This is a genomic window from Streptomyces sp. R21, from assembly GCF_041051975.1.
Taxonomy (GTDB): Bacteria; Actinomycetota; Actinomycetes; order Streptomycetales; family Streptomycetaceae; genus Streptomyces.
Window position 1 is genome coordinate 9,358,641 of sequence record NZ_CP163435.1, and the last position, 13,219, is coordinate 9,371,859.

The 13,219-nt window shown below is 69.2% G+C and carries 11 protein-coding genes, 1 pseudogene and 1 riboswitch; of the genes and pseudogenes, 6 read left to right on the forward strand and 6 right to left on the reverse strand.

Annotated elements, in window-relative coordinates; genetic code table 11:
* Positions 1–195: 195 nt before the first annotated feature.
* Positions 196–1,683: a hypothetical protein gene (locus AB5J56_RS41945; RefSeq protein WP_369241219.1), complete on the forward strand. Its 1,488-nt coding sequence runs from the start codon at positions 196–198 to the stop codon at positions 1,681–1,683.
* Positions 1,684–1,767: 84 nt separating this feature from the next.
* Here the strand turns inward: AB5J56_RS41945 and AB5J56_RS41950 are convergent, their stop codons facing one another.
* Complete coding sequence (locus AB5J56_RS41950; protein WP_369241221.1) at positions 1,768–3,066, reverse strand: alpha/beta hydrolase; 1,299 nt, start codon at positions 3,064–3,066, stop codon at positions 1,768–1,770.
* 394 nt (positions 3,067–3,460) lie between these two features.
* On the opposite strand from AB5J56_RS41950, the gene AB5J56_RS41955 reads away from it, so the two are divergent.
* Both AB5J56_RS41955 and AB5J56_RS41960 read left to right on the forward strand, forming a co-directional pair.
* A complete protein-coding gene (locus AB5J56_RS41955) occupies positions 3,461–3,892 on the forward strand; it encodes a nuclear transport factor 2 family protein (RefSeq protein WP_369243105.1) in 432 nt (143 codons plus the stop codon).
* A 59-nt stretch (positions 3,893–3,951) separates the two neighbouring features.
* Complete coding sequence (locus AB5J56_RS41960) at positions 3,952–4,329, forward strand: ferredoxin (RefSeq protein WP_369241223.1); 378 nt, start codon at positions 3,952–3,954, stop codon at positions 4,327–4,329.
* Between the two features lie 56 nt (positions 4,330–4,385).
* Here AB5J56_RS41960 and AB5J56_RS41965 read toward each other — a convergent pair whose 3' ends face one another.
* A complete protein-coding gene (locus AB5J56_RS41965) occupies positions 4,386–4,964 on the reverse strand; it encodes a histidine phosphatase family protein (protein ID WP_369241225.1) in 579 nt (192 codons plus the stop codon).
* Positions 4,965–5,064: 100 nt separating this feature from the next.
* Positions 5,065–5,226: riboswitch (cobalamin riboswitch) on the forward strand.
* 37 nt (positions 5,227–5,263) lie between these two features.
* Here AB5J56_RS41965 and AB5J56_RS41970 point away from each other — a divergent pair.
* From AB5J56_RS41970 to AB5J56_RS41980, 3 genes are all read left to right on the forward strand, one after another.
* Positions 5,264–5,485 carry a CbtB-domain containing protein gene (locus AB5J56_RS41970; RefSeq protein WP_369241227.1) on the forward strand — a complete coding sequence of 74 codons (222 nt, stop codon included), beginning with the start codon at positions 5,264–5,266 and terminating at the stop codon, positions 5,483–5,485.
* Positions 5,486–5,510: 25 nt separating this feature from the next.
* Entirely contained in the window at positions 5,511–6,275 is a 765-nt protein-coding gene (locus tag AB5J56_RS41975; RefSeq protein WP_369241229.1) for a CbtA family protein, read from the forward strand.
* Between the two features lie 165 nt (positions 6,276–6,440).
* Positions 6,441–7,619: an acyl-CoA dehydrogenase family protein gene (locus AB5J56_RS41980; RefSeq protein WP_369241231.1), complete on the forward strand. Its 1,179-nt coding sequence runs from the start codon at positions 6,441–6,443 to the stop codon at positions 7,617–7,619.
* A gap of 358 nt (positions 7,620–7,977) precedes the next feature.
* Here the strand turns inward: AB5J56_RS41980 and AB5J56_RS41985 are convergent, their stop codons facing one another.
* The 4 genes and pseudogenes from AB5J56_RS41985 to AB5J56_RS42000 all read right to left on the reverse strand — a co-directional run bounded on the left by AB5J56_RS41985 (position 7,978) and on the right by AB5J56_RS42000 (position 13,107).
* Positions 7,978–9,486 carry an FG-GAP and VCBS repeat-containing protein gene (locus tag AB5J56_RS41985; protein ID WP_369243107.1) on the reverse strand — a complete coding sequence of 503 codons (1,509 nt, stop codon included), beginning with the start codon at positions 9,484–9,486 and terminating at the stop codon, positions 7,978–7,980.
* 465 nt (positions 9,487–9,951) lie between these two features.
* A pseudogene (locus AB5J56_RS41990) lies at positions 9,952–10,338 on the reverse strand (transposase); the annotation flags it as partial.
* Positions 10,339–10,506: 168 nt separating this feature from the next.
* Complete coding sequence (locus AB5J56_RS41995; RefSeq protein WP_369241233.1) at positions 10,507–11,466, reverse strand: amidohydrolase family protein; 960 nt, start codon at positions 11,464–11,466, stop codon at positions 10,507–10,509.
* 54 nt (positions 11,467–11,520) lie between these two features.
* Positions 11,521–13,107: a Na+/H+ antiporter gene (locus AB5J56_RS42000; protein ID WP_369241235.1), complete on the reverse strand. Its 1,587-nt coding sequence runs from the start codon at positions 13,105–13,107 to the stop codon at positions 11,521–11,523.
* Between the last annotated feature and the right edge of the window lie 112 nt (positions 13,108–13,219).

The following is a 13,219-nucleotide window of genomic DNA, read 5'->3' on the forward strand; positions in this document are numbered from 1 at the left end:
ACCGCACCCTCCAGCTCACCCGCACTGGGCCGTTCGGGCCTGTCGTGCGGGCCGCTGCCAGCCATTTCGGTCACCCTTGCAGACGTGGGGAAACATTCCCTCACCCGCCGTAACCCTGCGGATCGTGGGGTTGAAGGAGCCCCACGTACTGCAGGGGGAGTCGACGCGGTGGTGTGCGACGACAAGAGGTGGCGGATGGCCAACGGCGCGAACGCCACGACCGCCGGTGCCCGGCGCACCGGCCTCGCGCCGCAGGCCGCCCGGCCCCTGGGCCCTTGGATCGAGCCCAGGCTTGCGGCGGTCGCGGCCGCCTTCACTCTCGCCCAACTCGTCCTCGTCCTGCCGGGTCTCGGTCTCGGTTGGGACGAGACGGTCTACATCAGCCAGGTCAGCGGCCACGCTCCCGCTGCTTTCCTCAGCGCGCCCCGCGCCCGGGGTGTCTCTCTCCTTGTCGCGCCGATCACGTCGTGGTCCGACTCCACGGTCCTCCTCAGGGCGTACCTGGCCGTCCTCTCGGGCCTGGCCCTCTACGTTGCCCTGCGTGTCTGGCGGGCCCACTTCGTGCCGCGCGTTCTGGCCCTGGCGGGAGCCGTGTTCGCCTCCCTCTGGGTGACGCTGTTCTACGGCCTCCAGGCCATGCCCAACTACTGGGTCGCTGTCGGCGCCCTGGCCTGCGTCGGCTGCTTCCTGCGCGTCCGCTCGAACGCTCGGGACCAGGCAGCCTGGTGGGGTGTGTTCGCGGGGGCGACGCTGATGACGTGGATGCGCCCGATGGACGCGGTCTATGTCGTGCTGCCCCTGATCGCTCTTTCCCTGCGCCGCCGGCGTCTCCTGGTGGTGCTGGCCGCCGGGCTTCTGGCGGGTGCCGGCGAGTGGGTGATCGAGGCGTACACCGGCTACGGCGGCCTCGCGCAACGCCTGTCCGACGCCTCCCGCATCCAGGGCGGCCTCGGCTGGCACCTCGCCGTCGTCGACCAACTGCGCGCTCTCGGCGGGCGCACGCTCTGCCGGCCCTGCACCGGGTCGGTCCCCAGCCCTTGCGTGACCCTGTGGTGGTTCGCGCTGCCGCTCCTCGCCGCCCTCGGCGCGGTGGTCGCCGTCCGCGCCCGGCACGCGCTGCCCGTCCTGCTCCCGCTGGCCTGCGCTGTCACGGCCGCCGTTCCGTACTTGTTCCTCATCGGTTACGCGGCGCCCCGCTTCCTGCTGCCCGCCTACGCCCTGCTGGCCCTTCCCGTCGCCCACGGCCTTGCGCACCTGGCCGGGGCCCCGACCCGCGGGACCGCGCGCACCCTCACCGTGAGCCTGATGGCGGCCGGCCTGGCGGGCCATCTGGCCGGGCAGTACGTCGTCCTGGAGCGCACGGTGCACGGCTCCGCGGCCGGCCGCGTCGACTGGTCCCGCTCCGCAGCCGCCCTCCACACGCTCGGTGTACGGCCGCCGTGCCTGCTGAGTGGCTACGAGGCCGTCCCGATCGCCTTCTACACCGGCTGTCGCTCCGCTCAGACCGGGGGCCACGACACCAGCATCACCCCGGCCGAACTGACCCGAGCCGCCCACCGGACACCCGTCGCCGTGCTCACCCGACCGGACGGCCATCCGCCCCCTTACGCGCGCACCTGGCAGGTAGAGAGGGTCGGTTTTCTCCGGGCGTACGTGGCTCCCCATGTGCGGCACGGGTGGTGAGCGTGGTGACCGCGAGCGACGCTCGCCGGTGACGGGGTCAGACGTCTGTCATGGCAGCTGGGGATCACCCTGGCAGCGGCGTGGTCACCTGCGCGACGCGGCGGTGGGCGTGGACTCAGGGCCATCGGCGCGCACCGGGCCGTGGCCACGCTTGGGCTGGGCCTCGGTGAGAGTCCCCTTCTTGGGAAGGTGCGGAAGGTGCCGGGGTACGACGTCCTGCGGGAAGGTCAGCTGCTGGTTCATCCACTTCAAGGCGGCGGGCATCTCCCGAACCCAGGTGGGGAAGTTGTGGCTGCCGTTCTCGGGCAGGATCGAGGCGACGCGCATCGGAGGTTTGACGGCCTTGATGAAGTCCAGCGTCTCCGCGTAACCCCGTTCGCCGTGCTTGCTGCTGGCCACCAGGACGGAGACCTGGGGCGCGGGCAGGTGCCCCAGCCGCCACATCAGGTCGTGGCCGTTGACCCGGTTGACGCGGCCCAGGCCGGTGCCGAAGAGGTTGCCCGTCGTGGCGTCGTCCTTGACCCGGTAGTCGGGCGACAGAGCGGCGGCCGTGGTGTAGGCGCCGGGGTCGCGCATCGTGAGCTGGAGGGCGCAACTGGCGCCCGAGGAGTACCCCATGACACCCCAGGCGCTGGCGTCGTGGCCGACCCGGTAGACGGACTTCAGAGCCTCCGGGAGATCCTTGGCCAGGAACGTCTCGGTCTGCGGGCCACCGGGGACATCCACGCACTCGGTGTCGCGCGGTGGGGCGATCGTCGGCCGGATCATCACCATGATGGTCGGCTGCATCTGGCGCTTGCTCTGCAAGTCTCCGGCGGTCTGCGAGACCCGCAGGTGCTGCGCGAGGTTGAAGATGCTGCCGGGATAGCCGCTGAGCGTGACGATCACCGGGAAGCGCATCCGGTGATACGCCTTCTGGAAGTACTGCGGCGGCAGGTAGACGAAGGCCGGGTCGACCACGCCGGTGCGCCGACCGATGATCTTGACCGACTCCACCCGCCCGCTGACCTCGGCCGACCCGGTGGGCAGTCCGGTGACGTGGTTCAACTGGCCATTGCCGGCGGGCTGTACGAGCGACCCGTGGACGCTGCTGACGCCGTTCACCGTGCCGTTGCCGCCGGCCGTCTGCGTCACGCCGACGGGAGCGGTGTCGACGTTGCCGAACAGCTCGTTCCAGGAGCCGAAGAACTGGTACGAAGAGTTCACCCAGCACGCGAACGCCGCGACGATCGTCACCTGCGTCACCCCGATGGCCACCAGGCGCCCGAGCACATGCCGCACCCCCGGCGTGGCGAGCCGTGGCCACAGCCAGACCAGCAGCGCGACACACACGGCGGCCAGTGCCGCCATCGCGTATACGGTTGCCTGGCTGGTCAAACCCATGTCACTCAGTCTCCGGTCCCGGTTCTTGTGCATCCTTCGCACAGGAGGAGTGCTGAAGAGCCTTCCGCGTTCCGTAACGAGCATGAATGAGGCAAAGATATGGGCCCTTCCGTGATGTCACGGAAGGGCCCACCGCACGTCCGGGACGAATCAGTCGATCAGTCGCAGCGGACTGTCCTGCGGAAGGTCACGCTCAAGAGACGGGCCAGAAGCAACCTGCCTCCCTGCAGGCCGACTTGGCGACCAGGAGGAGAGGCAGCCCAGCGCGGCCCGGCGTCTGCGTTCCGGCCGTCGTGGGTCACCGAAGCCGTCCGCCGAGTGCTGGACGTGGCCCGTCTCGATGACTAACGTACTCCGCGTCTAGTCAATTAATTGAGTATGAGAGGCGGGCGTGATGCACCCGTTCCGCAAGGCCGTCGAGGCCGGCGAATTCGCCGACATCGAGAAGCTGCTGGCCGACGACGTCGTCTTCACCAGCCCCGTCGTCTTCAAGCCCTACCCCGGCAAGGCCATCACCGCCGCCATCCTGCGCGGCGTCTCCCGCGTCTTCACCGACTTCGAGTACGTGCGGGAGATCGCCGACGGCCGTGATCACGCGCTGGTGTTCAAGGCGAAGGTCGGCGACAAGGAGATTCACGGCTGCGACTTCCTGCACATGGATGAGGACGGCAGGATCGACGACCTGATGGTCATGGTCCGTCCGCTGTCGGCGGCCCTCGCCCTCTCCGAAGCGATGGGCGCGCAGTTCGAGGAGATCGCGCGGGAGGCGGCGGAGGCCGTACAAGCGGAAGGTGCGGCGGGCGCGGCGGGCGCGGCGGGCGCCTGAGCGTCCTCGGGTTCAGGGGCCGTGGGTTTGACGTTATTTCCTGCGGCTACCCGCGTCTTGTGACTACGACGACATCGCAGCAGGAGCTCTACCGATTCCTGGAGGACCGCTTTGCCTGCGCACAGGCCTGCGCCGACTGTGCGCGGGAGTGCGCGCTGCGCGCGAGCCTCGCGGAGCCCGACGGGTCCGAAGAGGACAAGCGCATACGGCGGCAGGGCGTCATGTGTGCCGAGGCGTGCGACGCGACCTGCCGGGTGCTGTCCGAGGAGATCGGCCAGGACGAGACCGGACTGCGCCTGCAGTTGGAGTGGTGTCGGGCCGTCTGCCTGGAGTGCGCGCAGGCGTTCGACGAGTACGCCGGGGCGGAGGACGGGGCGAAGGCCTGCCGCATCGGCGCCCAGGCCTGCACGGACTTCATCGCGACACTGATCGGATGAGGGCGGGGGCGACCCTTCATCGGCACACGCCTGCCCCGGGTCCACCCCAGGCGTGGTCAGTCCGACGCCCCCAGCGGCCGTCCGGCCCGTACGTTCCAGCGCCCCGAGCGTCCGCTGAACTCCGTGGCCGTCAGTGGCGGTACGTCGATCCGCCAGAACGCCGACTCCGGAGCCCCCAACACCCGTACAACCAGGGCGCGTACGACCTCGGGCTCCACCACGGCGACGGTCCGCCCCGTGACCTGGGCGGTCGCGTCCAGCCAGCCCGCCACCCGCGCGCAGTAGGCCTCCACCGACTCCCCGCCGTGCGGCGCCGAGCCCGGATCGGACAGCCACCGGGCCACCGCCTCCGGCTCCTTCGCGCTCACCTCCTCCAGGGTCGCGCCGCGCCAGCGGCCCACGTCCAGGCCGCTGAGTTCCGGCGCGTCCACCGCCGTGCCGAGGCCGAGCGCCCGCGCGGTCTCGCGGCACCGCACGGTGGGGGAGACCACCGGCCGGTCGGCGACCGGAACCGCACCCGCCGCGGCCCGCGCGAGCCGCAGCCCCGAGGCGTCAACCGGACATCCGTCGTCGAAGCGGGCTTCCCTGATCGCCGCACTCATCGCGGCTGAGATCAACATCACTCGGCTCGTCATACGCCCACTCTCGTGCTCAACACCCGTGCGAAATCGGGGAACTGACGACGTGACCAGGCCACCGGCGCGCCCTCCGCGCCTTTGTGCGCCCTTGGCCGCGACCCCGGTTCGCGGTACGGTCTCGTCGATATTGACGACGGTTCGGCGGAAGCCGGTGAGAATCCGGCACGGTCGCGCCACTGTAAGCCCAGCAAGAACCACTCCCGCCAGGAGTGGTGAAGGTCGAGCAAGTCAGACCCGCACCCGTCGTCCTGTGCACCACCGAGATGGGACGCGAGTTCCCCAGGAGGTTCTGCCCCATGGCGCAGTCCGTCGCTCAGCCGACCGCTACCCCCACCGCCGTTCCCGCCAAGCTGCCGATCGGCGCGATCGCCCCCTGGGCGGTCTTCTTCGGCATCCTGATGCTGGTTCTGCTCTACTTCGTCGGCGCCGAACAGGGCGCCACCTCCGTGGTGTCCGGAGAGAACGTCCACGAGTGGGTGCACGACGCACGCCACCTGCTCGGCTTCCCCTGCCACTGACGGCGCCGGGGAATCGTAGAAGCTCATGAATTCCGCAACTGTCAGAAACCTCCTGGTGCGGGGCATGCTCGCGGGTCTCGCCGCGGGCCTGCTCGCCCTGGTCGTCGCCTACTTCCTGGGTGAGCCGCGCGTGGACTCGGCGATCGCCTACGAGGAGTCGCACAGCCACGAGCACGGCATGGAAGTCGTCTCCCGCACGATGCAGTCCACCGGCGGCCTGGCCACCGGCGTCCTCGTCTACGGGGTCGCGTTCGGCGGCATCGCCGCCCTCGCGTACTGCTTCGCGATCGGCAGGATCGGGCGCTTCGGGCCGCGTGCCAGTGCGCTGCTTCTCGCGGCCGCGGGCCTCCTCGCGGTGTACGTCGTGCCGTTCCTCAAGTACCCGGCCAACCCGCCGTCCGTGGGCGATCCCGACACCATCGGCAAGCGCACCACGCTCTACTTCCTGATGATGGTCCTCAGCGTGCTGCTGGCCATCGCCACCGTGATCCTGGGCAAGCGCCTCGCGCCCCGCCTGGGCAACTGGAACGCGACGCTGGCGGCGGGGGCGTTCTTCCTCCTCGCCATCGGCCTTTCGTACGCGTTCCTGCCGGCGATCAACGAGGTGCCGAAGGACTTCTCGGCCACCCTGCTCTGGCAGTTCCGCCTGTCCGCACTGGCCATCCAGCTGACCCTGTGGACGGCCTTCGGGCTGGTCTTCGGGGTGCTGGCCGAGCGGGTGCTGTCACCGAAACCGGCCAAGGCCGCGGAGCAGAGAGCGGAGGCGCGGGCGACTCCCGTCGCACGCTGACCACCGTTCGTCGATGTACTGATCTATCGCTCGACTGCGCAGGGCCCCCGGATGTGGCGCGAATCCCGGGGGCCTTTCGCATACGTACGTCACCGGCATTCCCAATTTCTGAAACACGTTCTACGGTGTGCGCCGTCAGGTCGGCCTTGGGAGCCAGGAGGCGCCGTGCATCTCGAATACACGCCCGAGCAGCAGCAGTTGCGCACCGAACTGCGCGGATACTTCGCCGACCTGGTGCCCGACATCGCCCACGCCCGCTACGGCGACCCTGCGGCCCAGAAGCGCTTCTACCGTGAGACGATTCGCCGGCTCGGCACGGACGGCTGGCTCGGCGTGGGCTGGCCCAAGGAGTACGGCGGGCGCGGGCTGAGCCCCATGGAGCAGTTCATCTTCTTCGACGAGGCCGCCCAGGCGGGCGTCCCGCTGCCGCTGATGGCCCTCAACACGGTCGGCCCGACGATCATGCAGTTCGGCACCGACGAGCAGAAGGCGTACTTCCTGCCGCGTATCCTCTCCGGCGAGATCGACTTCGCGATCGGCTACAGCGAGCCCGACGCGGGCACGGACCTCGCGGCACTGAAGACGCGGGCGGTGCGGGACGGGGACGAGTACGTCGTCAACGGGCAGAAGATCTGGACGACCAACGGCGACACCGCCGACTGGGTGTGGCTGGCCGTCCGCACGGACCCGGACGCGCCGCCCCACAAGGGCATCACCATGCTCCTCGTGCCGACCTCCGACCCCGGCTACTCCTGCACCCTCATCAACACCCTCGCCTCGCACGACACCACCGCCAGCTACTACGAGAACATCCGCGTCCCCGTCTCCCGGCGGGTCGGCGAGGAGAACAAGGGCTGGCGGCTGATCACCAACCAGCTCAACCACGAGCGCGTCACACTCGCCGCGCACGGCACCATGGCCATCCGCGCCCTGCACGACGTACAGCACTGGGCCATGGAGACCAAGCTCGCCGACGGCCGCCGCGTCGTCGACCTCCCCTGGGTCCGCCGCCGCCTCGCGGGGACCCACACCCGCCTCGACGCGATGAAACTCCTCAACTGGCAGATGGTGAACGCCGTCCAGGAAGGCACCCTCACTCCGCAGGACGCCTCAGCCGTCAAGGTGTACGGCTCCGAGGCCCGCCGTGACGCCTACGCCTGGCTGATGGAGATCGTCGGCGCACCGGGGGCCCTCAAGGACGGCTCCGCGGGAGTGGTCCTGCACGGAGAGCTGGAGCGCGGCTACCGATCGGCGGTGATCTTCACGTTCGGCGGCGGAAACAACGAGATCCAACGCGAGATCATCTCGTGGATCGGTCTGGGGATGCCGCGGGTGCGGCGTTGACCTGGTTGTGACAAGGATGTTCAGTTGACACAAAAGAGGGATAGTTGGCACTGACGATGGTGGCTCGGTCTGATCTGCGCCGAGTCTCTCCGTGCGCTCTACCGACTCTGATCTGCTGCTTTCGGTGGACGGTTTATCGTGCTGAAGTGGTGTGCACGTGTCGCCTCTGCGATGTTGGAGGCCGCAGAGGCGCCAAGCGGCAGGTTCTCTCCCGGAAGACTTGATGCCGTCAACAGGGCCATTCGGCGTCGCTCATGTCCGAGCTGTACCGGGGCCGGCGAACCGGCCGGTCCACCGCGTTCCCGTATCTGTGAGCGAGACGGATGGAGAACGGCCAGTCACGCGTGGTGGCCCCAGGTCACTCGCCGAAGGATTGGCCGAAGCCCTGGCGGGCGCCATCGGTGAGGCCGATCGCCGAGGCGGTGTACTCCGTCGCGCCGATGGCGGTGATCGCGCCTTTCGCGGCGGGCAGGATGTCGACGCGGCCGTTGTGGGACTCGTCGTCGCCGCCGGAGCCCACGACGAGGTCGGCGCGGTTGTCGCCGTTCAGGTCGGTCAGCTTCACGGCGGAGCCGAAGAAGTCGTATGAGGAGGGCTTGCCCGGCATGCCGTCGGTGCCCTTGAAGTAGGACGTCGCGCCCTTGCCGGAGACACCGCCCTTGCCGCCGAGGAGGGTGGTCACCTGGCCGGTGTGCTCCAGCTCGCCGAGGCTCTCGACGGAGGAGCCGACGGCGAGGTCCGCGTAGCCGTCGCCGCTGATGTCACCGACGGAGACCGAGACGCCGAAGTAGTCGTCCTTCTCGCTGGAGTCCGGGACGCCGTCGGTCTCCTGGGTGATCACCTGGACAGGACGGGTCGACTGACCGGTTTTGCCGCCATAGACGACGCTGACCTGACCGGAGTAGACCGGCTCCTCGTAGGTCCACTCCTTGCCGACGACGATGTCCGCGTGACCGTCCTTGTCGAGGTCGCCGACGGCGACATGGCCGTCGGTGGCGGACCGGTTCACCAGGAGCTTGCCGTCGGCACCGGTCAGGTTGCCGGTGCGGAGCAGGCCATTGTGCGTGCCCCGATGGAGTTCGATCCGGTCGACGGGGCCCGTGCGCCCCGCGAAGACCTGGATGACGAGATCGGTGATGCCGTCGCCTGTCACATCGCCCGAGTCGAGGGCGGTGTGGACGTACGTCTGACCGTCCTTGAGGCCGAGGTTGGACACGGACTTGGCCTTGCCGGTGGTGCGGCCGATCGGCCCGTACAGCACCTCGCCGCCCCGCCCGGTGCTGTAGTCACCGGTCGCCAGGTCGGTCTTGCCGTCGCCGTTGAAGTCACCGGCCGCCAGCGACGAGCCCCGGCGGACATCGGGGCCCGTGGGCGGGGTCTGCTTCACGGTCACGGCGCCGTGGTTCGTCAGCCCGTTCTTCCCGCCCCAGACGATGACGGTCTGACCGGCGTTACGGCGGTAGGTGGTGCCGAAGGTGATGTCCTCACCGCTCGCCGAGATCGCAAGGTCGGTGAAACCGTCGCCGTCGTAGTCGCCCGCGACGGACTGGGAACCGAAGCGGTCATAGCCCTCGGTGATGCCGGGGACGCCCGGGGTGTTCTGCGTGATGACCTGGCGCTTGGCCGCGTTCACGCCCGTCTTGGAGCCGTACAGCACCGCCACGGCGCCGCCCTCCGCCTTCTCCCCGGAGCTGCCGTGCTGGTTGACGACGAGGTCCCGGTAGCCATCGCCGTTGAAGTCGGAGACGGCCGCGGCCTTGGTTGCCTTGACGGCCTGCGCCGGTGCGGCGACGGCGGCGGGCGCGAGGCCGCCCACCAGGCATGTGGAGACCACGGCGATGGCGGTGTACAGGGTGCGCTGACGCACGATCTTCTCCCACGGTGGTTTCTGCTGTTGCTTCTGTGACTCGCTGAGGAGACCAGCGACCCGGCCAGGAGGTTGTACGAGACGGCGAAGGGCTTGGAACTCCTCACGAAATGATCTTGGTGATGGTTGGATCACTCGAGGGCTGGTGATCCGGGGGTGTGGGGTGGTGACTGTGGCGGTTCTGGCAAGAGGTGTGGTGGCCTGATGGGCGGTCATAGGCTCCAAGTTCTCCCGGGTCGGGCTGTCCCTGGCCGTCCCGGTGGCGGGCCTCTCGGCGCTGACCTCGGACCGGGAGGTGCTGGACTGGCTTGGGTGGTGGGACCTGCACGAGCTGACCCGGCAGCTGGATGGCGTTCTGGGCCTGGTCCTGGTCGCAGCGACGGTGAAGGTCCTGTACGCCTTGGGTCGGTCACCGGCCACTGTTCCGCGTGTGCAGGTCGTTTCTGATGGCTCTTGGACGGTGTCGCGGAGCCAGATGACGATCGCTGTGACGGTCAGCGTGCCGTTGAAGATGTAGTCGCGCTTGTCGTAGCGGGTGGCCACGGCGCGGAACTGCTTCCGCTCGTTCACGCACCGCTCGACGGCGTTGCGGCGGCGGTACTGGGCCTTGTCGAAGGACGGGGGCCGTCCGCCCAAGCGTCCTCGGTGCCTGCGGTGGGCCCGTTGGCCATCGGGCTGCGCGATGGTGGCTTTGATCCCGCGCCGTCGCAGGTAGGCGCGGTTGTCGCGACTGGAATACGCCTTGTCGCCCCGCTGGCCGGGCGAGGTCTGCCAGGTCAGCGGGCGGGCCCGGTCGTCCGAGAGGAGATGGACTTTGCTGGTCAGTCCGCCCCGTGAACGCCCCAGCGCCTCGAGCCCATCGGCCTCCTCACGGACCCGCGCCTCGCCGACATCCACAGGCGTCCGCACGGCGGGGAATTACGTGTCGAGGAGGCGCGGGTAAGCGCCGACCACCCGCCGCGGTGATGCTGATCTGATCACGGCTTCACTGTTCCTTCGTGCGGATCCTTGGGTCCGGGCTCACGCATCGCGCCGCTCGAACAGGCGCTGGGCGTTGGCCGTCGTCAGGGAACGCCACGTGGTCCCGTCCACCGGTGACTCGGTCGCGTCGATCGCCGCGATATGGGCGTCGGCCAGCGGGGGAGGCGTCCAGCAGTAGTCGCTGCCGAACAGCAGGCGGTCCGGACCGACGAGTTCGAGCAGCGCGGGGATCTGGCGTGGGAAGGCTGTGCCGGCCATGTCGTAGTACAGGCCCTGTAGTTGCTGCACGGCATCGAGGGAGGGTGACTTCTCCGAGGGCAGGAACAGCCTCATGAATTCGTTGATGCGGTCGGCAAGGACGGGTACCGCGCCGCCGCAGTGCGGGACGATCACCCGCAGGTTCGGGTGACGCGTCAGGACGCCCGCCATCACCAGGTCCGTGACGGTGCGGGCCGTGTCGAAGATGTACTCGACCATGGGGCGCGGTCTGCCGAGTGCGGACTGTTCCCAGCACACGGGTGAGGTGGGGTGCAGGAAGACCACTGCGCCGCGGCGGTCGAGTTCCGCGAAGACCGGGTCGAGGCGCTGATCGCCCAGGTAGATGCCATGAGTATGGGTCAGCAAGGCCACGCCGTCGGCGTCGAGTTCGTCGAAGGCGAATGCGATCTCCTCCAACGAGCCGTCCACGTCCGGAAGGGGGAGCGACACGAGGTTGCCGAAGCGGCCCGGGTGGTCTCGGGTCAGTTCGGCTGTGTACTCGTTGACGCGCCGGGCGAGGAGGCGGGCTGCCTTGTCGTCGCCGAAGTGCACGCCGGGGGACGACATGGAGAGCATCGCGGTCTCGATGCCGTTGCGGTCCATCAGGTCCAGGTGGGCTTCCACGGACCACGTGGGCCAACCGCCCATGCCGTCGGGGTGGGCGTGACCAGCCGCTGTCGCCTGCTGGACGTAGAAGTCGGGCAGGAGGTGGGCGTGGACGTCGATGAGGTCGGAGGGCATGACGGGGATCCCCTTCTGTTGGGTCGTGTTTCGAGGCCGGATCTCGGACGTGGCTCACTCGACCTGCTCGCGTCTGGCCAGCCGTACCTCTTCGTTGTCCAGGGCGGCCTGGAGTCGGCGGAGCACGGTGTCGTCGATCTGCAACTCGTCCCTCAGGCGGACGACGGTCGCGCGCTTGTTGGCGATGAGGGCGAGGCGGAGGTCGGTGTAGTGGCGGTTGTGCAGCAGAGCCGGATCGTCGCCGGTACCGGCGCCCCTGGCCCGGACGGTCGCCAGATTGGCCTCGTACTCCTGGCGCAGCCACTCCACGACCTTCGGGGTGGTGCCCCGTTCGGCAGCGAGTTGCGGCAGCGCCTTGATGGCTTCCTCGGCTGCCGTGGTCTCGGCGAGGATCTGCTCCTCGTCGACGGACGTGTCGCGAGGCAGCCGGGCCCAGCGCACCACGCCCGGCAGCAGCAGGCCCTGCACCACGAGGGTCACGACGATGACGCCGGAGGTGACAAAGACGATGAAGGCGCGGTCGGGGAAGGGCTCGCCCGAGTCGAGTGTCGCCGGTACGGAGAGCGCCACGGCGAGCGACACCGCGCCACGGAAGCCGGCCAATCCGCTGACGACGCGGGCCCGGTGACTGATTCTTCGCAGCCGCTGCTCGGGACGCCGGTCGATCGCGCGGATCAGGTAGGCGGAGGAGAACAGGAACGCGAACCGGACCGCGACCAGCACCACGCTGACCACTCCGATCGCGATCAGGGCGTCTTGGAGGTCGGATCGGCTCAAATGACGGAGCGCGTACTGGAGTTCCACTCCGACCAGGACGAACAGCGCGCCGTTGATGATGAACGTGGCCAGCGGCCAGAACGCCAGAGCCTGGCGGCGGTGCTCGGCGCGGATCAGACTCGGAGCCACCTGGGCCATGATCAGGCCGCTCACGACCACCGCGAGGACGCCGGAGGCGTGGATCATCTCGGCCAGCAGATACGCCGTGAACGGCGCAAGGATCATGACGAGATTGCCGAGCAGGGGATCGTCCAGTCGGCGCCGCAGGTTCATGTTGACCCAGGCGACCGCCACGCCGACCGCGGCCCCGCCGCCGTACGCCAGCAGAAACAGCGCGCCGACGTGCGGAAGGGTCAGGTGCTCCTCGCCGACGGTGAGGCCGACCGCCAGGCCGAAGATGACCAGCGCGGTGCCGTCGTTGACGAGGCTCTCCGCACGTAGCACGGTGATCTGACGGCGCGGTAGGGAGCCTGCCAGGGCGCCGACCGCTGTGGCGTCGGTGGGAGCCACTGCCGCGCCCAATGCCCACGCCGGTCCCCACGGCAGTCCGAGCGCGTGCCCGGTGACCGCCACGGCACCCGCGGTGAGGATCACCAGGACCGTGCTGAGCAGGACGATGCCGCGCAGGTTCGTGCGGATCTCCCGCATGGACGTGGTCAAGCTTTCCCAGTACAGCAACACGGGGAGGAAGAGCAACAACACGACTTCGGGCGGGAGTTGGGTCTGGCGGACGGCGGGGACGAGACCGAGGAGCGCGCCCACGACCAGCAGCACGACGGGCGGCGCGACGCGGAGGCGCTGGCCCAGGACGTTGCCCACCAGCACGGCCGCACCGAGGACGACGACGAGTTCGAGACCGAGCATGGCGCCTACTCCTGTGAGGGACTGACTGTTGGCGGGGGCTCAGCGCCTTCCACCGGGATCGTCTTGGTCATCTGGGCATCAGTCGCAGCGTCGTCGAGCGTGCCGCCACCAT